The sequence below is a fragment of the Pseudomonadota bacterium genome (assembly GCA_016195085.1).
Lineage (GTDB): Bacteria > Pseudomonadota > Alphaproteobacteria > SHVZ01 > SHVZ01 > JACQAG01.
In genome coordinates, this window is sequence record JACQAG010000013.1 from 23710 (window position 1) to 41679 (window position 17970).

Here is a 17970-nt window from a genome sequence, read left to right on the forward strand (position 1 = left end):
CAAGATGAGCGACGCAGCCGGTCTCGCCAGCGTTCTCGCCACTCTCGGCCCCGAGGATGGAACTCTGCCGTGGCCGCGCTATCGCCTGGACCGCGAGAGCTGGCGCGGCCTCATCGCTCGGCTGGCGACGGTCGACTGGTCCCTGGTGGCGCTCTGGGGCGAGGAGAAGACGGTGCAGCTGGCGCTCCGCGACGAGGTCGCCGGAACCCAGGCCCTCGCCCGCCTCGACTGTCCCGAGGGGAGCTATCCCTCGCTCGCGGCGGTGAGGCCGGGGGCCATCCGGCTCGAGCGCGCGATCCGCGATTTGCATGGTCTCGACGCCGAAGGTGCCGCCGATACCCGTCCGTGGCTCGACCATGGCAGGTGGGGAGCGATCTCGCGGCTGATCGCCGCGGCACCTTATCCGTTCCTTCCCGTCGAGGGCGAAGGGGTGCACCAGATCCCGGTCGGCCCGGTGCATGCCGGCATCATCGAGCCGGGGCATTTCCGCTTCCACGCCAATGGCGAGACCGTCGTCAGGCTGGAGGAGCGGCTGGGCTATGTGCACAAGGGCACCGAGCGGCTGATGCAGGGAAAGACCGCGCTCGAAGCCGCGCGCCTGGCCGGGCGCCTCTCCGGCGATGCCACCGTCGCCTACGCCATCGCCTTTGCCCGCGCCGTCGAGGCCGCACTCGGCGTGGAGCCGCCGCCGCGCGCGGTCTATCTCCGCGCGCTGATGGCCGAGCTCGAGCGCATCGCCAACCATTTCGGCGATTTCGGCGCCATCTGCAACGACGCCGCCTTTGGCTTCATCCAGGCGCATGCCACGGTCGCCCGCGAAGGCGTGCTGCGCGCGGCCGAGACCTGCTTCGGCCACCGCTTGATGATGGACCGGGTGGTCCCCGGCGGGGTCGCCGTCGACTTGGCGGAGGCCGCCGGCCCGCGCGTGGCGCTGCTGATGACCGAGCTCGCCGACAGCCTCGCCTATCTCATGCGCATCTACGACAACAAGCCCTCGCTGCAGGATCGCACCGTCTCGACCGGTGTGGCACTCTCGGAGCTGGTGCACCGCTTCGCCGCCGGCGGCTTCGTCGGCCGCGCCTCGGGCCGCGCCGTCGATGCCAGGAAGTCCCCGGGATACCCGCCCTACGACGATCTCGACTTCGATATTCCGACGCGCAGCGAAGGCGACGTGCACGCCCGGCTGATGATCCGCATCGAGGAGCTGAAGCAGTCCTTCCGCCTGGTCGAGCAGCTCTTGGAGCGCATGCCCCAGGGCGAGATCCGCCGCGAGCTTCCGTCCGCGGTGGGTGGGGGCGGGAGCGGCGAAGGCATCGCCGAGGTCGAGAGCTTCCGCGGCGATGTGTTCGTCTACGTCAAGCTCGACGGCGAAGGCCGCGTCATCCGCTGCCACCCCCGCGATCCCTCCTGGTTCCAATGGCCGCTCTTGGAGGCCTGCGTCGAGAACAACATCGTCGCCGACTTCCCGCTCTGCAACAAGTCGTTCAACTGCTCCTATTCCGGACACGATCTCTGATGTGGCGCCTGATTGCCAAGACGCTGGTCAAGGGTCCGTTCACCATCGCCGCGCCGCCGCCTTCCGGCGACGGCCTGGCGGAGCTGGCGAGCCGGGTCGATTCGGCGGCGCGCGCCCGCCTCGGCCGCAGCCTCGTTATCCGCGAGGTCGATGCCGGCTCCTGCAATGGCTGCGAGCTCGAGATCCATGCGCTCAATAATCCCGTCTACGATCTCGAGCGCTTCGGCATCCGCTTCGCCGCCAGCCCGCGCCATGCCGATGTGCTGATGGTGACCGGGCCGGTCACCAAGAACATGGCCGAGGCCCTGAAGCGCACCTATGACGCCACACCCAACCCGAAATGGGTGGTGGCGATCGGCGATTGCGCCTTCGATGGCGGGCTGTTCCAGGGCGGCTATGCGGTCGTCGGCGGGGTCAAGGAGGTGGTGCCGGTCGACCTCCACATCCGCGGCTGCCCGCCGACGCCGACCCAGATGCTCACCGGCCTGTTGGCGCTCCTGGAGACCGTCGAGCGCCCGCAGCCCTGAGGCAGGAGCGCCGCGTAGCCTCGGCACGGAGGCAGCCTCGTCAGCAACCGGCGCTCGTGCCATGATGCCGCCATGGGACCGCTCGCCATGCCTCGGATGCCGTCCTCCTATGCCTGGACCCTGTTGGCCGGGGCAGCACTCGGCTTCGCCTATGGCGACAAGGCCTTTCCGGACCTCGAAATGGTGATCCCGGATCCTTACTGCGACATGCTCCTGGGCGTGGGCGGCGCGCTCTTCGCCGGGCTCGCGCATGAGGTGGTGGTGCGCCTCCGCCAGCGGCTCTGAGGGGGCCTGCGAAGGCTCCTGCCGATCCCATCTCGCAGGTCCGGCCGCTCCGCGTCCGATGCCCCTTGCATGTAGCACATTTTGTACTACATTGTCGTGTCCGAGGACCATGCGATGGCCAAACAGATCAGCCTCCGCGATGCGAACCAAGGCTTTGCACGCTGCGTGCGCGCGGTCGAAGCCGGCCAGGAATTCGTGATCACCCGCAACGGCAAGCCTGTCGCTCGTCTCGTGCCGATCGCCGGGCACCGTGTTCTGACCTCGCAGCAGCAGGCTGCGCGAGCCCGCGCTCTGGCCCGAATGCGGAAGGGCTGGCCAATCGGCGCCGGCAAGCTCAACCGGGCATCCTTGCATGAGCGCTGAGCGCTTCACGCTCGATACCAACATCCTTGTCTATAGCGTCGACTCCAAAGCCGGCACCCGCCACATGCTGGCGCTCGAAATCGTGAACCTGGCGGTCGAGCGCGATTGCTGTCTCACATTGCAAGCGCTCTCGGAGTTTTACGCGGCCGTCACCCGCAAAGGGATCGTGCCGCCCATGGAGGCGGCCGCTCAGGCGGAAGACTGGCTGGAGATCTTTCCCGCCGCCGCCGCTTCGCAGACCTCGGTGAAAGCGGCCCTGGCAAGCGTCGCCTCCGGGCGGGCGTCCTACTGGGACGCACTCTTGCTGGCGACCGCCGCGGAGGCCGGCTGCACGACGATTCTGACGGAAGACCTCTCCGATGGAAGCACGTTCGACGGCGTGCGCATCCACAATCCGTTCGCGAGAAACGGCCTCTCCGGCCCTGCGCGCAGATTGCTAAGCGTCAAATAGACGCCTGCACGCCGCGGCAGAGCCAACTTGCTCGCATTGAGAGCGGCCGCCGCTCACTTCAGCAGGTCGGCGACCTTGTCGATGCCGGCTTGCACGCAGGGCTCGTCCACGCCGGGCGAGCCGGAGACGCCGGCGCCGCCGATCACGTCCTCGCCGACCTTGATCGGCAGCCCGCCGCCGATGGCAATCACGTTGGGGAGCGTTACCTGCTGGCGCACGGTCGGGTCGTTGTCGGCGAAGCGCTTGGCGTAGGCCGTGGTCGGCTGCCGGAACGTCATCGCCGTGTAGGCCTTGCGCCGTGCATTCTCCATGGTGTGCGGGCCCGAGCCGTCGCCGCGGAACGCCACCAGAGTCTCGCCGCCGCGATTCACCACCACAGCCGAGACCCTGTAGCCCTTGGCCTGGCAGCTCTCGACGGCACCCTCGGCGATCGTCTTGGCGATGGCGTAAGACAGATCCTTGCGCTCGAGGAGCTGCGCATCGGCAGCCGAGCCCATGAGCAAGGCCAGCCCGGTACTGGCGACCAACGGACCGATGCGACGCATGCTGAAGCCTCCCCTTGTTGTATCGAGTGATAAACAGCGCCGGAGGGGACCTTAATCCATAGTCCGGTCCCAGGCGATCACACCGGGCGTCGCGCCTTGAGGGCGGCGGTCAAGGTGCCGTTATCGAGATAGTCGAGCTCGCCGCCGACCGGCACGCCGTGGGCGAGGCGCGAGACGGTGAGGCCGATTCCGGCGAGCCGGTCGGCGATGTAGTGGGCGGTGGTCTGCCCCTCGACCGTGGCGTTGGTGGCGAGGATCACCTCGCGTCTGCCTGGGCCGCGGGCCCGCTCGATCAGGCGGGTGATGCCGAGGTCGTCCGGCCCGATGCCCTCCAAGGCCGACAGGGTTCCGCCCAGCACGTGGTAGAGGCCGTTGAAGGCATGCGCGCGCTCGAGCGCCCAGAGATCGGCCACGTCCTCGACTACGCAGATGATCGATTGGTCGCGCCTTCGGTCGGTGCAGATGGCGCAGGGATCGATGGTGTCGAGATTGCCGCAGGTGGAGCAGAGCTTCACCGTCTCCGCCGTCTCGGCCAGCGCTTGGGCGAGCGGCAGCATGAGCTGGTCGCGCTTGTTCAGCAGATGCAGGACCGCCCGCCGGCCGGAGCGGGGCCCGAGTCCGGGCAACTTCGCCAGAAGCTGGATCAGGCGCTCGATCGCGGTGGTGTTGGGCATAGGCTCGCGGAGACTCGCTATTGGCCTAGCCTCGGCCCTTCGGCCGGCATTGCATGCCCCCACCCCGACCCTCCCTCAGCAAGCTGGGGGAGGGAGCGGTCGGTGCGCCGTCGACTCCCTCCCCCGCGGATGCGGGGGAGGGTTGGGGTGGGGGCACGCGCATGCGCACGCTTGCTACGGCCGGATTGCAATCAAAACGGCAGCTTCATGCCCGGCGGCAGCTTGAGGCCGCCGGTGAGCTTGGCCATCTCTTCGGCGAGCTGTGCTTCGACCTTGGTGCGGGCGTCGTTGGCGGCGGCCACGATCAGATCCTCCAGGACCTCGGCTTCGCTCACCACCAGGAGCGAGGGGTCGATCTTGATGCGGCGCATCTCGCCCTTGCCGGTGACGGTCACCTCGACCATGCCGCCGCCGGCATTGCCGGTCACCTCGACCTGGTCGAGCTTGGCTTGCATCTCCGCCATGCGCGCCTGCATCTGCTGCGCCTGCTTCATCATCTGGCCGAGATTCTTCATCGCTCGCTGTCTCCTTCGGGCTCCCCGCCATCCGGCGGGGTATCGGTTGCAGCACCGGGTTTCGGCAACAGGTCGCGCACGGACTCGATGCGGGCGCCGGGAAAAATCTCGAGCGCCGCCTTGACCAGCGGGTGGTCGGCGGCGGCGGCAAAGCGGCTGTTCTCGGCGGCCTGGCGTTGCGCTTCCAAGGTCGGCTCGCCCTCCTCGCTGGACACGCTGACGACCCAGCGCCGGCCCGTCCATTCCGAGAGGAGCCGTCCCACCTGGCCGATGAGGTCCGCTTCCGCCTGCTCGGTCACCCTGAGCTCGATCCGGCCTTGGGCGGCATCGAAGCGCACCAGATGCACATCGCCCACCAGCTGGGCAAACAAGATCGCCTCGCGGCGCTCGGCGAAGAGCCGGGCCACTTCCGCATAGCTCTCCGGCGCCGGGCTCGCCTTCGGCTTGTCCGCCACCGGCACTGGCACCGATGCCGCGCGGGGTGCCGGCGCGCCGCCGCCGACCGCTTCCAGGCGCGAGGCGGTGCCGCCGGACCCGCCGCGCGGCGTGCCGCCGCCCCCAGCTCCACGGCCGCCAACTCCACCGCCATCGCCGCCGCCGGCCTGGATCTGACGCACAAGCTCGGCCGGCGAAGGAAGGTCGGCCGCATGCGCGAGCCTGACCAGCAGCATCTCCAGGGCCTGCAACGGCAATGGGGCGGCCTGCACCTCGGCCAAGCCCTTAAGCAGGATCTGCCAGGCCCGGGCCAAGGCCGAGATCGCCAGCGCCTGGGCGAGACGCCCGCCATGGCCCCGCTCCACCTCGGTCAGCATCATCGCCGCCTCGGCCTTGGCGGCGAGCTTCAGCCTTGTCACCAGATGCACCAGCTCCAAAAGATCCTGGGTCAGCGCCACCGGATCGGCGCCGCCGCGATAGAGCGGGTCGAGGCGCTTCAGGGCTTCGTCGACCTTGCCGCTCATGACCGACTCGAAGAGGAGGAAGATCTCGCTGCGATCGACCAGGCCCAGCATGCCGGCGACCTCGGCCTCGAGGATCGTGCCCGACCCGATGGCAATGGCCTGATCCATGAGCGACAAGGCGTCGCGGGCCGATCCGTCGGCCGCTCGTGCGATCAGCCCGAGTGCCGCCGCCGCCGCCGTCACGTTCTCGCGGAGGGCAAGGGTGCCGAGATATTGCGCCAGCGTGGCGGCGTCGATCCGCCTGAGGTCGAAGCGTTGGCAGCGGGAGAGCACGGTCACCGGAACCTTGCGGATCTCGGTGGTGGCGAACACGAACTTCACATCGGAGGGCGGCTCCTCCAGCGTCTTCAGCAAGGCGTTGAAGGCCTGGGTCGAGAGCATGTGCACCTCGTCCAGGATGTAGATCTTGAAGCGGGCGCTCACCGGCTTGTAGCGCACCCCGTCCAGGAGCTCGCGGATGTCGTTGACGCCGGTGCGGCTGGCGGCGTCCATCTCCAAGACGTCGACATGGCGATCCTCGGAGATCGCCTGGCAGTGCACGCACACCCCGCAGGGCTGGATCGTGGGGCCGCCCTTGCCGTCGCTGCCGATGCAATTCAGCGCGCGCGCGATGATGCGCGCGGTGGTGGTCTTGCCGACCCCGCGCACGCCCGTCAGGATGAAGGCATGCGCGATGCGCCCGGTGGCGAACGCATTCGACAGCGTGCGCACCATCGCCTCCTGGCCGATGAGCTCGGCGAAGGTGGTCGGCCGGTATTTGCGGGCGAGCACACGGTAGGGCGCTTCGGCTGCGCCCGCCGGAGCGGCTGCGGGGAGGAGTGAGTCGGTCATGCCGCCGGCGGAACCATCTATGAAGGTGGGAGACTGGACGGCGACCCGGGCCGGAACTCGTTACGGCTGCTTCCTTCCGGACCTGGCCGGGTTGGCGAGGAGCCCGTCCGTCGCCAGCCTCCCGATGGCACTATATCAGGCTCGGACGGCCCCTGGGCAAGGGATGGGACCCATGGCAATGGCATGGGACTTGGGGTGATAATCGGCCAACCGAATTCACCGAAACACATGCAGGGCCATGGCTGTCATCAACTTCTATGCCCATGGGGGTCTGGATCGCGCCGCGCATCTGCGCGAGGCGGCGAATTGGCTGGAGGCGGCCCTGGCGCGGCAAGGCACCAGGCTGGTGCCGGTGTGGCAAAGCCGGAACCTGATCCAGGCCGCGGCGGAGATTCCCCAAGCGGCTCTGCTGCCGGCCGCCGAGGCCGCCGATCTCTTGTCCGAGGCGGGTGCCGTCGCCCTGCTCGGCAATCTGGACGAGGTGGCGCATCTGGCCGTCGATCTTTCGCATCTGGCCGAGGCCGAGGCGCAGCGCCGCGCGGAGCGATGGGGCGAGTGGCTCGATCTCCGCCGCGTGGGTCCGGTCATCGACCGCCGCCATGGTTCGCTCCTGGCTTATGCGCGGGGGCTCATGCATTGGCATGCGCGCCACGGGTTCTGCGGGGTGTGCGGCAGCCCGACGGAAAGCGCCAGCGCCGGCCATGTCCGCAAATGCCGGAACCCGGCTTGCGGGGCCAGCCACTTCCCGCGCACCGACCCCGCGGTCATCATGCTGGTGCACGACGGCGAACGGGCGCTCTTAGGCCGGCAGAAGATCTGGCCCAAGGGCATGTATTCGACCCTGGCCGGCTTCGTCGAGCCGGGCGAAAGCCTGGAGGAAACCGTGGCCCGCGAGGTGTTCGAGGAGAGCGGCATCCGCGTCAAGGATGTCGTCTACCACTCCTCGCAGCCCTGGCCGTTCCCGGCTTCGCTGATGGTCGGCTTTCATGCGACCGCCGCCAGCCGCGCCATCGATCTCAATGTGAGCGAGCTCGAGGACGCGGCCTGGTTCACCCGCGCCGAGATGCGGGCCTTCGCCGATCAGGGCAAGAGCCTGCCGCGCCTCGACTCGATCGCCCGCCAGCTGGTCGAGGACTGGCTCGCCCGGGGTTGAGTTCTCTACACCATTACATCGTCATACGCGGGCTTGACCCGCGTATCCATCCTCGAGCGGCAAATCCGAAGTACGATGGACCCGCGGATCAAGTCCGCGGGTGACGATACAAAAGGAGTGCCCTCCGCGACGTTGCGAGCAATCCTCTCCTCAATCATCCGCCGGCTGGTTCTGCATGCGGAAGGGATGGGCGGGATAGACGCCGAGGATCTTGAAGGTGCCGCGGCGGCTGAAGAACTTCAGCTCATCGAGGGCGTGCTGCATGCCGCGCTCGTCCGGATGGCCCTCGGAGTCCACGTAGAACTGCGCTGCCTCGAAGCTGCCGCCGACCATGTAGCTCTCGAGCTTGGTCAAATTGACGCCGTTGGTGGCGAAGCCGCCCAGGGCCTTGTAGAGGGCGGCCGGCACGCTGCGCACGCGGAAGACGAAGCTGGTGATGAACTTGCGGCCGTCATTGCGGGGCACGCCGGGATCGCGGCTCATGATGAGGAAGCGCGTGGTGTTGTGCTCGGCGTCCTCCATGTTCTCGACCAGGGTGTCCAGCCCATAGATCTCGCCGGCCAGCCGGCTGGCGATCGCCGCCACGCTCTTGTCGCCCCTCGCCGCCACTTCCTTCGCCGCCCCGGCGGTATCCACGGCGACCACGGGCTTGAGGCCCAGCTTGCGCATGGTGGCTCGGCATTGGGACAGCGCGTGGATGTGGCTCCTCGCCGTCTTCACGGTCTCCAAGGTGGCGCCTTTCGGCGCCAGGAGCTGGTGCTCGACGCGCTGGAAATGCTCGCCCACGATATGCAAGCCCGAGGCCGGCATCAGATGGTGCACGTCGGCGACGCGGCCGGCGACCGAGTTCTCGATCGGGATCATGCCGAGATCGGCGCGGCCTTCGGTGACCGCGGCGAAGGCGTCCTCGAACGACACGCAAGGGAGCGACGTCAGGTCCGGCCTCACCGTGCGGCAGGCCAGATCGGAATAGGCGCCGGGCTCGCCCTGGAAAGCAATGGTGCCGCGCGGCGCGGCTTCGGCAGCTTGTCGCATCATCGGCTCTGGCGTGGGGAGGACGAAGCGAGCAGCTGACGTGCCCGCTCAAGGTCGGCCGGAGTATCGACGCCGAGCGGAACCGTGTCAACGAGCGCGACCGCGATCTGCATGCCGGCCTCGAGCGCCCGCAATTGCTCCAGCCGCTCGCGCTTCTCCAGCGCACCCGGAGGCAGCCTGACGAAGCGTTCCAGGGCCGCTCGGCGATAGGCGTAGAGCCCGATATGGTGATAGACCGGCCCCGGCCCGGTCGGCACCGTCGCCCGGCTGAAATAGAGCGCACGGCCGATGCGAAGGCCGCCGCTCGCGGTCCGCGGCGGGAAGGACACCACCGGCTTCACCACCGCCGGATCGCCGAGCTCCTCCTCGCGGGTGATCGGCGCCGCCACGGTGCCGATATCGACGTTGGCCTCGGCCAGGCCGGCGAAGGCGGCGCGCACCGTGGCCGGGTCCACCGTCGGCAGATCGCCCTGGACGTTGATCACCGCGTCGTGGCGGCGCCCCGGATCCAGACGCTCGAGCACCTCGAAGATGCGGTCGCTGCCCGAGGGGTGCTCCGGGCGGGTCAGCATCGCCTGGCCGCCGGCAGCGATGATGGCATCCGCGATCGACTGCTCGCCGCAGGCGACTACCACCGGTCCCAGGCCCGCCTCCACCGCGCGGCGCCAGACATGCACGATCATCGGTGCCCCGTGGATATCCGCCAGCGGTTTGCCGGGAAGTCTGGTCGCGTGCAAGCGCGAGGGGATGAGCACGATCGGATTGGCGGGCAGCGTCATGGGCCGGGCGGGGTAGGAGTTCTCCGAGTGCGGCATTATGCCGCGTGATTTGGCGCGGCAAGGGCGAGCCTTGTCCGCGGAGGCCCGTTATATCCTCAACCGGCTCCGGGCGAAGGGTTTTTCGCCGGCCGCGGTCTTGAGGCTTCTGGCAGAGGAAGAGGCATGTCGAGCTACGAATGGAACAAGGTCGCCGGCGCCATCCTGCTCGCAGGCTTGATCGCGATGATGTCGGGCTTTCTGGCACGCCAGCTGGTGAGCCCGCACCATGTCGAGCGCCTCGCCTATGCCTTGGTCCAGCCCGGCGAGAAGGCCGCCATCCCCGGCGGCAAGGAGGCTCCGGCGCCGGCCGAGATCCCGCCGGTGGCCCCGCTCTTGGCCAAGGCCGATGTCGCCGCCGGCGAGCAGGTCGCCAAGAAGTGCACCCAGTGCCATACCTTCCAGAAGGGCGGCAAGAACGGCGTCGGCCCGAATCTCTGGGGTGTGGTCGGCAATCGCCGCGCGCATCTCGACAACTTCGCCTTCTCCAAGGGCATGACCGACAGCAAGGACCAGCTCTGGGATTACGAAGCCCTGAACAAGTTCGTCACCAGTCCCAAATCCGTCGTGCCGGGCACCAAGATGGCCTTCCCGGGCCTGCCCAAGGCCGAGGATCGGGCCAATGTCATCGCCTGGCTCAGGACCCAGTCCGACAACCCGCCGCCCTTGCCCTGAGCCGCCGCCCCGCCCACCCTGCCAGAAGCCGCTGAGACGTCCTTGTCGACGGCCTGTCCGGCTGACCTCGTCCATTTTGCCGAAGAGCTCGCCGAGGCCAGCGGCGCGGTCATTCGCCCCTATTTTCGCAGCCACCCGCCGGCCGAGGACAAGGCCGATCTGTCGCCGGTGACGGTGGCCGACCGCGAGGCCGAGCTGGCGCTCCGCGCGCTGATCGAAAAGCGCCACCCGAGCCACGGCATCATCGGCGAGGAATACGGCAGCGTGCGCGAGAGCGCCTCCCATATCTGGGTCCTGGATCCGATCGACGGCACCCGGGCGTTCACCACCGGCAAGCCGATGTTCGGCACCTTGATCGCGCTCCTCCGGGACGGTCAGCCGCTCTTGGGCGTGATCGACCAGCCGGTCTTGCGCGAGCGCTGGCTCGGCGCCGCCGGCCGGCCCAGCACCTTCAAAGGCGCGCCGGCGCGGGTCAGAAGCTGTCCCGGGGTCGGCCGCGCCATCCTCAATGCCACCAACCCGATGATGTTCAAAGGGGTGGATGCCGCCGCCTTCGCCCGGGTGCAGGCGGCGGCCAAGCAGACGAATTTCGGCGGCGATTGCTACGCCTACGGCCTCTTGGCCAGCGGCCATATCGACCTCGTCATCGAATCCGGCCTCAACCTCTATGATTTCGCCGCGCTCGCCCCGGTGATCGAAGGGGCCGGCGGCCTCTTCACCGACTGGCAGGGCAAGCGCATCGAACGCGGCTCCGACGGCCACGTGCTGGCGGCCGGGGATGCCGGCGTTCACCGCGAGGCGCTCGGGCTCCTCGCGGCGCGTTAGCGCAGGCAGGCGGCCGGCTGGTTGAGAAAGCGGACGCAGGTGGGCGAGGCGATCGGAACGCGAATGCCGGTTTGCCGCAGGCAAGGAACCCCCGCCCCGACCTCGATCGCGTGGAGCACCACGCTGTCGCTGTCTTGGTTGGACGCGATGAGCCAGCGTCCGCAGGGAGAAAAGTCGAAGTCTCGCGGCTTCACTCCACCGGACGGCACCGAGGCGAGGTGCGTGATCGCGCCGCTCTGGGACTCGAAGCGAAACAACGCGATCGTATCGGCCCCGCGGTTGGAGACGCCGAAAATCTCCCCCGAAGGGTGCCAGCGCAAGCCGGCGGCGGTGTTGGGGCGCACATCGGTCGTGGCTGAGGAAGACACCGGCTCGAGCGCGCCGTTGCGCCAGCGGAGCGATGCGACCGTGCTCGCGAGCTCTTCTACCAGGATGACGTGGTCTCCCCCGCGGCTGAACAGGACGAGCCGTGGCCCGCTCCCGGCCGGGGCTTTGAAGCGGTAGGGCTGCGCAAGCTGACCGCGCGCCGCATCGAACGGGTAACAGACGACCTCGTCGGTGCCGAGGTCGGGAACGACGAGCCAATGCCCCTCCGGCGAGAAGCGTGTGGCATGGGGATGGGGTCCCGTCTGGCGTTCGGGGTGAATGCTCCCGCCGCGGTGGCGGATGGTCACGGCGGCGGTTCCGGGCCGATCCTCCGCGAGGCCATGAACGCTGATGTGGCCGCTGCCATAGCAGGCAGCGGCAAGCCATCGTCCCGTCGGATCGACATCGAGATGGCAGGGAATTGTCCCCTCGAGCGGCAGGCGATGGAGAAGCCGGAGCCTGGGCGCGTGCGGATCCACCCCTAAGGTGACGATGCCGGCCCGCGCATCGTTGGCCTCGAGGACGGCATGGATGACGTCAGCGGAGCGCCAGCGCAGATAGGCCGGGTTGGGTCCGAGGGCGAGCCGGTCCAGCACCTCGATTCTGCCGCTGTCCGCATCGATCGCCAGCAGCGTCACGCCTTCGCCCTTGGCCCGGAAAGACCCATAGGCCTCGGTATAGCTGCCGACAGCGAGGAGCGCCGGAGACCGGTGCGATGTTGATGAGGTGCTCGCCATGGAAGGCCGGGCTGGAAGGTGACGGATTGGTATCGTACCGGTATCTTAGGGCCCTTCAATGCTGCACGGGACGATGCGGCACCACAAAACGAGGGAGGTCGCCATGCGCACATTGCTCGTCGCCTTGCTCGCGATCGCCTGGAGCCTCTCTGCTCCGGCTTTTGCGCAGTCGAGCTACACCTTCAAACATCCGAGCTGGATGTGGGAGGAGGGTGCCGTCGGCGTCTGGCACAAGGCCCGCATGGCGGAGTTCCAGGCCAAATACCCGACCATCAAGATCGAGGGGACCGTTCTCCCGAGCTCGAACTTCGAGCAGACCATCAACACCCAGGTCGCCGCCGGGGACGTGCCGGATCTCCTGCCCGTCTTCACGAACATGCTGCCGCCGCTCATGGATGCCGGCGCGCTGGCGCCTCTCGACGATTGCATCGCCGCCTCATCCTACAAGGACCGGCTGCTGGCCTCCGTCCGCTTCGCGCAGAAGGACGGCAAGACCTACGGCGTTCCGCTGACCATGAGCCCGCAGTCGCTCCTCTACAATAAGAAGCTCCTCGACGCCGCCGGCGTCTCGGTGCCGATGACGGTCGAGGAGCTCTACAAGGCGGCGAAGGCGATCAAGGAGAAGACCGGCGAGTGGGGCTATGCCTTCAACAACAACACCTCGAACGTGCTCCAAACCTACATCAACGGCATGCAATGGGTGATCGGGCTCGGCGGCGACTGGTCGAAGGCGGACCGCACCATCACCGCCGACGCGCCGAATACGATCGAAGCGGTCGCCTGGATCAAGCGCTTCCTCGATGAGGGGCTGAGCCCGCGCGGCCTCGATGTGGCGCTGGTGCGCACCATGTTCGCCCAGGGCAAGGTCGGCTTCCTCTTCGATGGCCCCTGGGTCATGACCCAGGTGAAGACCGACAACCCGGGTCTCTATCCTTCCATCGGCTATGGCATCATGCCGACGCCGACCCATGCGGCGATCACGGGCGGTGCCTTCTACACCATTCCGGCGAAGTCCCCGCACAAGGCGGATGCCTGCAAGTATCTCGACGTCATCAACGCCGAGGCGGCGCAGCGCGAATGGCTGGAAAAGCTCGTGCAGATTCCCGGAACCACGGTCCAGCCGAGCGAGGCCTTCCTTGGCGCCAACCCTTGGGTCCGGACCATGGTGGAGGTCGCGGCGAAATACCCCGGCGGCCTCGGCTACGCGCCGCCGAGCTACAACGTCAACGCCGCCGAATTCCGCCAGATCGTCGTCGACCACCTCGCTCAGATCTATGCCGGCCAGAAAGATGTAAAGACGGCGCTCGGCGACGCCCAGAAGCGGCTCGAAGCCTGGGCGAAGAAGCTCTGAGCCGAAGGTGAAGCGCCATATTTGAATCGTCATGGCCGGGCTTGACGGGGGTGGACTTTGGGAGGGGTGAGGATCACCCCTCCCCGACCCTCCCCGGCCATCCACGTGGCGCCGCCGCACGATGGAAGACGTGGATGCGCGGGTCAAGCCCGCGCATGACGCGGTGATAGGGAGTTTCGCCTGTCGTGACCTCAGCGCGCCGCTCGTACAACGCGCTCACCAGGACACCAGCGGCGCTCGTGCCGACGCCCCGACCGGAACACGATGATCGCCTCTGACCGCTTGCCCGTCCCGGTTCGCCGACGGCTCGACTGGCTGCCCGTGTGGCTGATCGCGCCGGCGGCGGTGCTGATGTCCGTTCTCATGTTCTATCCGATCCTGCGCGGCGTGGTTCTGAGCTTCTTCAACACGCGCCTTCTCCGCTACGACGAGGGTCGCTTCATCGGGGTCGGCAACTATGTCGACCTCGCCGACGATCCCTATTTCTGGAACTCGCTCACCGTCACCATCCTCTATGCCGCGGGCTCGGTCGTCTTCACCTACGCCGTCGGCCTTCTCTTCGCGCTCTTGCTCGACAGGAAAATGCCGGGTCGCGGCCTCTTGCGCATGGTCGTCATCATGCCCTGGGCGATCCCCGAGGTCGTGGCCGTTCTCATCTTCGTGTGGATGCTCGACGCCCAATACGGGATCATCAACTACGCCCTCGTCGAAGCCAGGATCGTCGATCGGCCGCTCGCCTGGCTCTCGCAGTCGGGGCTGGCGCTCCCGGCCGTCATTCTCGTGACCGTGTGGCAGCAGTTTCCGCTGGCCATGCTCATCCTGCTCGCCGGCCTGCAGACGATCCCGGCCGAACAGCACGAGGCGGCGATGGTGGACGGGGCCGGCGCCGTCAAGCGCTTCCGCTACGTCACCCTGCCGGGCTTGCGGCCGGTGAACGTGATCCTCGTTCTCATCCTCATCCTGAATTCCTTCCGCCGCGTCACCATCCTCTACACCATGACCGCCGGAGGGCCGGCCCGCGCCACCGAGACGCTGTCGATTCTCACCTACAACACCGCCTTCGAATATCAGAAGATCGGCTATGCCGCCGCGGTGGGGACGGCGCTCTTGGCCATCCTCCTCGTCTTCAGCATCGTCTACTTCCACGTCCTCAACCGCAGGCAAGCACCATGATCGGGCTCGCCCTCAAGACCCGCCTCGCGGCGGCCTTCATCTTCGTCCTGGCGGTCGTGGGTGCGGCAATCGTGATCTTTCCCTACTACTGGATGATCGTCTCTTCGCTTGCCCAGAAGAGCATGTTCGAATGGCCGCCCAAGCTCCTGCCGGAGAGCATCGCATTCGGCGCCTATCTCCGGGTGTTCGCCGAGCGTCCGATCGGCCGGTGGTTCGCCAACACGGCACTGGTTGCGGCCACGACCTCGATCTTCTGCACCGTCGTGGCGGTCAACGCCGGCTATGCGCTGTCGCGCTTCCGGAGCCGCCTGACCAGCGTCTTCGGCATCTTCATCCTGGTCTCGCAGATGCTGCCGGCGGCGCTCATCGCGGTCCCGCTCTATGTCGTCTACCGGCAGCTCGGGCTCTACAACAGCCTCCTCGGGCTCGCCGTCGGCGACACCGCCTTCGTGCTGCCGCTTGCCACCTGGCTGATGAAGGGCTTCTTCGACGGCATCCCGGCCGATCTCGAAGAGCAGGCCGAGGTCGACGGCTGCAGCCGGCTCGGCGCTTTCTACCGCATCACGTTGCCGCTGGCGCTGCCCGGACTCATCGTCGTGATGGTGTTCTCGTTCATGGCCGGCTGGGACGAGTTTTTCCTCGCCCGGACGCTCATCTCCTCGCAGAGCAACTGGGTGCTGTCGGTCGGGCTCACCTCTTTCATCAGCCAGTACACGATCGCCTGGGACGAGATGATGGCCGCCTCCGTCATCTTCGCGCTGCCGGCTGCCATCTTTTTCCTCATCGTGCAGCGCTATCTCGTGCACGGGCTGACGGGTGGGGCGGTCAAGGGGTGACCCGCAGGGCTTCGGATCGGAAGGGAGAGTAGGGATGGCGCGGATCAAGGTCGCCGTCGTCGGCGCCGGTATTCTGGGCTCGCGCCACGCGCGGGTGTTTCACGAGCACGCGGAGGCCGAAATGGTCGCGGTCGTGGACATCGACGAAACGCGGGCCCGGCGCGTGGCCGAGCGCTCCGGGGCGCGGGTCTACACGAATCTGGGAGAGCTCTTGGCCGGCGATGCGTTCGACGCGCTTGCCGTGGCCACACCGGACCATCTCCATCGGGAGCCCGCCGTCGCGGCGCTGGCGCGGGGCAAGCACGTGTTCCTGGAAAAGCCTCTGGCAACCACCCGCGCCGACGTCGATGCCATCACCGCAGCGTCCGGCCGCTCGGGTGCCGTCGCCATGGTCAACTACAGCCAGCGCTTCGTGCCGGAATATGCGGCCATCAAGCGTATCGTCGAAGACGGCACGATCGGCCGGCCGGCGATGGTGACCTCGCACAAGTTCGACACCATTCACGTGCCGACGGCAATGATCGGCTGGGCAGCCCAGACATCGCCCTTCTTCTTCATGTCGAGCCACGACCTCGATCTCGTCCGCTGGTATGTCGGGCGCGATCCCGTCGAGGTCGTCGCGCGCGAACGGCGCGGCGTGCTCGAGGCGGCCGGCGTTCCGGTGCATGACGGTCTCAACGTCCTCATCTCCTTCGGCGCCGAGGTGATGGCGAATTTCCATGCCTCCTGGATCCATCCGACCAGCTACCCGGTGGTCGCCGACGGCTTTCTGCAGATCATCGGCTCGTCGGGCACCTTGATGCTCGACAACCGGGCGCGGCGCCTGGTGGTCTATGGGCCGAAAGGCTGCGTGGAGCAGGTCTTCTCCGGGCCCCACACGGCGAACGAGGTCGACGGCAAGATCGTTGGCGCCTTCACCGATTCGGTCACGGCGTTCCTGACTGCGATCCGCAACGGAAGTGAGCCAGAACTCTCCGTGCGCCGCACGCTTCCCATTGCCGAAGCCCAGCTCGCCGCCGTGGAGGCCCTCAAGACCGGTGCTGCGGTGCGGATTGTCTGAGCGGCGCTCGAGCGAGTCGCGTTCCGACCAAGGGTAGCCCCCACCCTCACCCTCCCCCACAGTCGTGGGGGAGGGAATAGAAGGGCGCTTCTCTTACTCCCTCCCTCCCTCGCCGAAGGCGGGGGAGGGGCGGGGTGGGGGCGATCCGAGTTGCACGGCACGCGCACTAAAAGTCTAAACCACGACCGTTCGCCCCTCCGCCAGAGACCGCTCCAAGGCCGCGGCCACTTTCACCGCCTGGAGGGCATCGGCGACCGCAACGCCGGGCGTGATCCCCTCGACCAGGCAGCGCACGAAATGGGCGATTTCGGCCACGAGAATGCCGCCGGCGCTGCCGTCGTCATAGTCCACCCAACGGGTCGTATCGGGGAACTCGAGGCTGGTGCGATCAGCCACGCGCAGGCCCTGGTCGAGACCGTGGACCTCGATCCGCCCCTCGGTCCCGACGACTTCGAGGCGGGCGTCGAGGCCGCTGCCGAAATGCTCGGGCATGATCCAGGAAAACTCCATCGCGACCGGTGTGTCGTCGCCAAGCGTTGCCAGCGCCAGCACCGAGTCGAGGTGCTGCAGCGGGGCGAGGCGGCGCGACACGCCCTTGGCGGTGACCTCGACGATAGGGCGGCCGGTAATCCACTGAACGAGGTCGATGTCGTGCACCGCCACATGCCAGAGGAGGCTCGTCCTCTTGCCGTAGCGGCTGGCGGCGCCGATGGCGCTGTTGCGCCTGGTGGTGAGGTGGACGAGATCGCCGATGCGACCGGCCGCGAGCAGGCGCCTTGCCTGCTGATAGCGCGCATCGAAGCGCAGCATGTGGCCGACCAGGAGAAGCCGGTCCTGGCTCGCCGCCACGATGCGCTCGGCCTCCCTGACGTCGGTGGCGAGCGGCTTTTCCAGGAGCACGGCCAGACCACGCTCGAGTGCGGCCAGGCTCGCCGGCAGATGCTGGTCGTCCGGCAGGCAGATGCTGACCGCATCGAGGCCGTCCGCGGCGAAGAGCTCGTCCCAGTGAGAGTGGCAGGGAAGGCCGAAGATCTGGCGCACCTCAGCCTGCGCGGCCGGGTCATGGTCGACGAAGCCGATGAGCTCGACCCCGGGAATGCTGCGGTAGGCGTGCCCGTGGCGGCGGCCCATCAGGCCGGCGCCGATCACCGCGATGCGCGGCCACCTATGCGATATCGGCCAGCGCCTTGCCTCGACCTCGCGCTCGGTCATTCTCCCGTCGACCTCATCCTCTGTCCCTGCAGGCCCGGAGTCCTTAGCTATGGTCGCATATTCTCT

Annotated in this window: 20 protein-coding genes and 1 other RNA gene; 12 read left to right on the forward strand and 9 right to left on the reverse strand. The window is 67.8% G+C overall.

Translation table 11 applies throughout. From position 1 onward, the window contains the following. Window positions 1-4 precede the first annotated feature (4 nt). The 5 genes from HY058_03845 (at window position 5) to HY058_03865 (ending at window position 3142) form a co-directional block, all read left to right on the forward strand. Window positions 5-1516, forward strand: a complete 1512-nt coding sequence (locus HY058_03845; protein MBI3496421.1) for a nickel-dependent hydrogenase large subunit — start codon at window positions 5-7, stop codon at window positions 1514-1516. Next, window positions 1516-2043: an NADH-quinone oxidoreductase subunit B family protein gene (locus tag HY058_03850; protein MBI3496422.1), complete on the forward strand. Its 528-nt coding sequence runs from the start codon at window positions 1516-1518 to the stop codon at window positions 2041-2043. Before HY058_03845 ends, HY058_03850 begins: the two co-directional genes overlap by 1 nt. 72 nt (window positions 2044-2115) lie before the next feature. Beyond that, window positions 2116-2328 (forward strand): hypothetical protein, encoded by a 213-nt coding sequence (locus HY058_03855; GenBank protein ID MBI3496423.1) that lies wholly within the window; start codon window positions 2116-2118, stop codon window positions 2326-2328. 114 nt (window positions 2329-2442) lie between these two features. Next, window positions 2443-2691, forward strand: coding sequence for a type II toxin-antitoxin system prevent-host-death family antitoxin (locus HY058_03860; protein ID MBI3496424.1), 249 nt, complete (start codon window positions 2443-2445; stop codon window positions 2689-2691). After that, window positions 2681-3142: a PIN domain-containing protein gene (locus tag HY058_03865; protein MBI3496425.1), complete on the forward strand. Its 462-nt coding sequence runs from the start codon at window positions 2681-2683 to the stop codon at window positions 3140-3142. Before HY058_03860 ends, HY058_03865 begins: the two co-directional genes overlap by 11 nt. 53 nt (window positions 3143-3195) lie before the next feature. Here HY058_03865 and HY058_03870 read toward each other — a convergent pair whose 3' ends face one another. From HY058_03870 to ffs, 5 genes are all read right to left on the reverse strand, one after another. After that, a complete protein-coding gene (locus HY058_03870; GenBank protein ID MBI3496426.1) occupies window positions 3196-3687 on the reverse strand; it encodes a heme-binding protein in 492 nt (163 codons plus the stop codon). A 77-nt stretch (window positions 3688-3764) separates the two neighbouring features. Next, window positions 3765-4361, reverse strand: coding sequence for a recombination protein RecR (recR, locus tag HY058_03875; protein ID MBI3496427.1), 597 nt, complete (start codon window positions 4359-4361; stop codon window positions 3765-3767). Between the two features lie 191 nt (window positions 4362-4552). Continuing rightward, window positions 4553-4876, reverse strand: coding sequence for a YbaB/EbfC family nucleoid-associated protein (locus HY058_03880; protein ID MBI3496428.1), 324 nt, complete (start codon window positions 4874-4876; stop codon window positions 4553-4555). Next, window positions 4873-6666 (reverse strand): DNA polymerase III subunit gamma/tau, encoded by a 1794-nt coding sequence (locus tag HY058_03885; protein ID MBI3496429.1) that lies wholly within the window; start codon window positions 6664-6666, stop codon window positions 4873-4875. The genes HY058_03880 and HY058_03885 overlap by 4 nt, the downstream gene beginning before the upstream one ends. Window positions 6667-6691: 25 nt before the next feature. Further along, window positions 6692-6788: signal recognition particle sRNA small type (gene ffs / locus HY058_03890), an RNA gene on the reverse strand. Between the two features lie 116 nt (window positions 6789-6904). Here ffs and nudC point away from each other — a divergent pair. After that, window positions 6905-7819: an NAD(+) diphosphatase gene (gene nudC, locus HY058_03895; protein ID MBI3496430.1), complete on the forward strand. Its 915-nt coding sequence runs from the start codon at window positions 6905-6907 to the stop codon at window positions 7817-7819. 150 nt (window positions 7820-7969) lie between these two features. Here nudC and HY058_03900 read toward each other — a convergent pair whose 3' ends face one another. Together HY058_03900 and HY058_03905 are read right to left on the reverse strand one after the other, a co-directional pair. Next, window positions 7970-8854 (reverse strand): prephenate dehydratase, encoded by an 885-nt coding sequence (locus HY058_03900; protein ID MBI3496431.1) that lies wholly within the window; start codon window positions 8852-8854, stop codon window positions 7970-7972. Further along, window positions 8854-9633: a 3-deoxy-manno-octulosonate cytidylyltransferase gene (locus tag HY058_03905; protein MBI3496432.1), complete on the reverse strand. Its 780-nt coding sequence runs from the start codon at window positions 9631-9633 to the stop codon at window positions 8854-8856. The genes HY058_03900 and HY058_03905 overlap by 1 nt, the downstream gene beginning before the upstream one ends. 162 nt (window positions 9634-9795) lie before the next feature. On the opposite strand from HY058_03905, the gene HY058_03910 reads away from it, so the two are divergent. Both HY058_03910 and hisN read left to right on the forward strand, forming a co-directional pair. Next, on the forward strand, window positions 9796-10344 hold the full coding sequence (locus HY058_03910; protein MBI3496433.1) for a cytochrome c family protein: 549 nt from the start codon (window positions 9796-9798) through the stop codon (window positions 10342-10344). 42 nt (window positions 10345-10386) lie between these two features. After that, on the forward strand, window positions 10387-11169 hold the full coding sequence (hisN, locus tag HY058_03915; GenBank protein ID MBI3496434.1) for a histidinol-phosphatase: 783 nt from the start codon (window positions 10387-10389) through the stop codon (window positions 11167-11169). Here hisN and HY058_03920 read toward each other — a convergent pair. Continuing rightward, a complete protein-coding gene (locus HY058_03920; GenBank protein ID MBI3496435.1) occupies window positions 11166-12272 on the reverse strand; it encodes a lactonase family protein in 1107 nt (368 codons plus the stop codon). The two genes, hisN and HY058_03920, sit on opposite strands and share 4 nt — an antisense overlap. A 103-nt stretch (window positions 12273-12375) precedes the next feature. Between HY058_03920 and HY058_03925 the strand changes: the two genes are divergently transcribed. From HY058_03925 to HY058_03940, 4 genes are all read left to right on the forward strand, one after another. Beyond that, window positions 12376-13623: a sugar ABC transporter substrate-binding protein gene (locus HY058_03925; protein ID MBI3496436.1), complete on the forward strand. Its 1248-nt coding sequence runs from the start codon at window positions 12376-12378 to the stop codon at window positions 13621-13623. A gap of 264 nt (window positions 13624-13887) precedes the next feature. Continuing rightward, complete coding sequence (locus tag HY058_03930) at window positions 13888-14796, forward strand: sugar ABC transporter permease (protein MBI3496437.1); 909 nt, start codon at window positions 13888-13890, stop codon at window positions 14794-14796. Further along, window positions 14793-15632, forward strand: coding sequence for a carbohydrate ABC transporter permease (locus HY058_03935; protein MBI3496438.1), 840 nt, complete (start codon window positions 14793-14795; stop codon window positions 15630-15632). Before HY058_03930 ends, HY058_03935 begins: the two co-directional genes overlap by 4 nt. 34 nt (window positions 15633-15666) lie before the next feature. After that, complete coding sequence (locus tag HY058_03940; protein MBI3496439.1) at window positions 15667-16692, forward strand: Gfo/Idh/MocA family oxidoreductase; 1026 nt, start codon at window positions 15667-15669, stop codon at window positions 16690-16692. Between the two features lie 174 nt (window positions 16693-16866). Here HY058_03940 and HY058_03945 read toward each other — a convergent pair whose 3' ends face one another. Then, window positions 16867-17904, reverse strand: a complete 1038-nt coding sequence (locus tag HY058_03945) for a Gfo/Idh/MocA family oxidoreductase (protein MBI3496440.1) — start codon at window positions 17902-17904, stop codon at window positions 16867-16869. Between the last annotated feature and the right edge of the window lie 66 nt (window positions 17905-17970).

What these genes read in the sequence shown, in the direction of transcription:
- HY058_03935 (MBI3496438.1), top strand. Translation starts at nt 14,793, where the DNA reads ATGATCGGGCTCGCCCTCAAGACCCGCCTCGCGGCGGCCTTCATCTTC.
- HY058_03910 (MBI3496433.1), top strand. Translation starts at nt 9,796, where the DNA reads ATGTCGAGCTACGAATGGAACAAGGTCGCCGGCGCCATCCTGCTCGCA.
- HY058_03930 (MBI3496437.1), top strand. Translation starts at nt 13,888, where the DNA reads ATGATCGCCTCTGACCGCTTGCCCGTCCCGGTTCGCCGACGGCTCGAC.
- HY058_03865 (MBI3496425.1), top strand. Translation starts at nt 2,681, where the DNA reads ATGAGCGCTGAGCGCTTCACGCTCGATACCAACATCCTTGTCTATAGC.
- HY058_03850 (MBI3496422.1), top strand. Translation starts at nt 1,516, where the DNA reads ATGTGGCGCCTGATTGCCAAGACGCTGGTCAAGGGTCCGTTCACCATC.
- HY058_03920 (MBI3496435.1), bottom strand. Translation starts at nt 12,272, where the DNA reads ATGGCGAGCACCTCATCAACATCGCACCGGTCTCCGGCGCTCCTCGCT.
- nudC (MBI3496430.1), top strand. Translation starts at nt 6,905, where the DNA reads ATGGCTGTCATCAACTTCTATGCCCATGGGGGTCTGGATCGCGCCGCG.
- HY058_03940 (MBI3496439.1), top strand. Translation starts at nt 15,667, where the DNA reads ATGGCGCGGATCAAGGTCGCCGTCGTCGGCGCCGGTATTCTGGGCTCG.
- HY058_03925 (MBI3496436.1), top strand. Translation starts at nt 12,376, where the DNA reads ATGCGCACATTGCTCGTCGCCTTGCTCGCGATCGCCTGGAGCCTCTCT.
- recR (MBI3496427.1), bottom strand. Translation starts at nt 4,361, where the DNA reads ATGCCCAACACCACCGCGATCGAGCGCCTGATCCAGCTTCTGGCGAAG.
- HY058_03905 (MBI3496432.1), bottom strand. Translation starts at nt 9,633, where the DNA reads ATGACGCTGCCCGCCAATCCGATCGTGCTCATCCCCTCGCGCTTGCAC.
- HY058_03880 (MBI3496428.1), bottom strand. Translation starts at nt 4,876, where the DNA reads ATGAAGAATCTCGGCCAGATGATGAAGCAGGCGCAGCAGATGCAGGCG.
- HY058_03870 (MBI3496426.1), bottom strand. Translation starts at nt 3,687, where the DNA reads ATGCGTCGCATCGGTCCGTTGGTCGCCAGTACCGGGCTGGCCTTGCTC.
- HY058_03860 (MBI3496424.1), top strand. Translation starts at nt 2,443, where the DNA reads ATGGCCAAACAGATCAGCCTCCGCGATGCGAACCAAGGCTTTGCACGC.
- HY058_03855 (MBI3496423.1), top strand. Translation starts at nt 2,116, where the DNA reads ATGGGACCGCTCGCCATGCCTCGGATGCCGTCCTCCTATGCCTGGACC.
- HY058_03900 (MBI3496431.1), bottom strand. Translation starts at nt 8,854, where the DNA reads ATGCGACAAGCTGCCGAAGCCGCGCCGCGCGGCACCATTGCTTTCCAG.
- HY058_03885 (MBI3496429.1), bottom strand. Translation starts at nt 6,666, where the DNA reads ATGACCGACTCACTCCTCCCCGCAGCCGCTCCGGCGGGCGCAGCCGAA.
- HY058_03945 (MBI3496440.1), bottom strand. Translation starts at nt 17,904, where the DNA reads ATGACCGAGCGCGAGGTCGAGGCAAGGCGCTGGCCGATATCGCATAGG.
- HY058_03845 (MBI3496421.1), top strand. Translation starts at nt 5, where the DNA reads ATGAGCGACGCAGCCGGTCTCGCCAGCGTTCTCGCCACTCTCGGCCCC.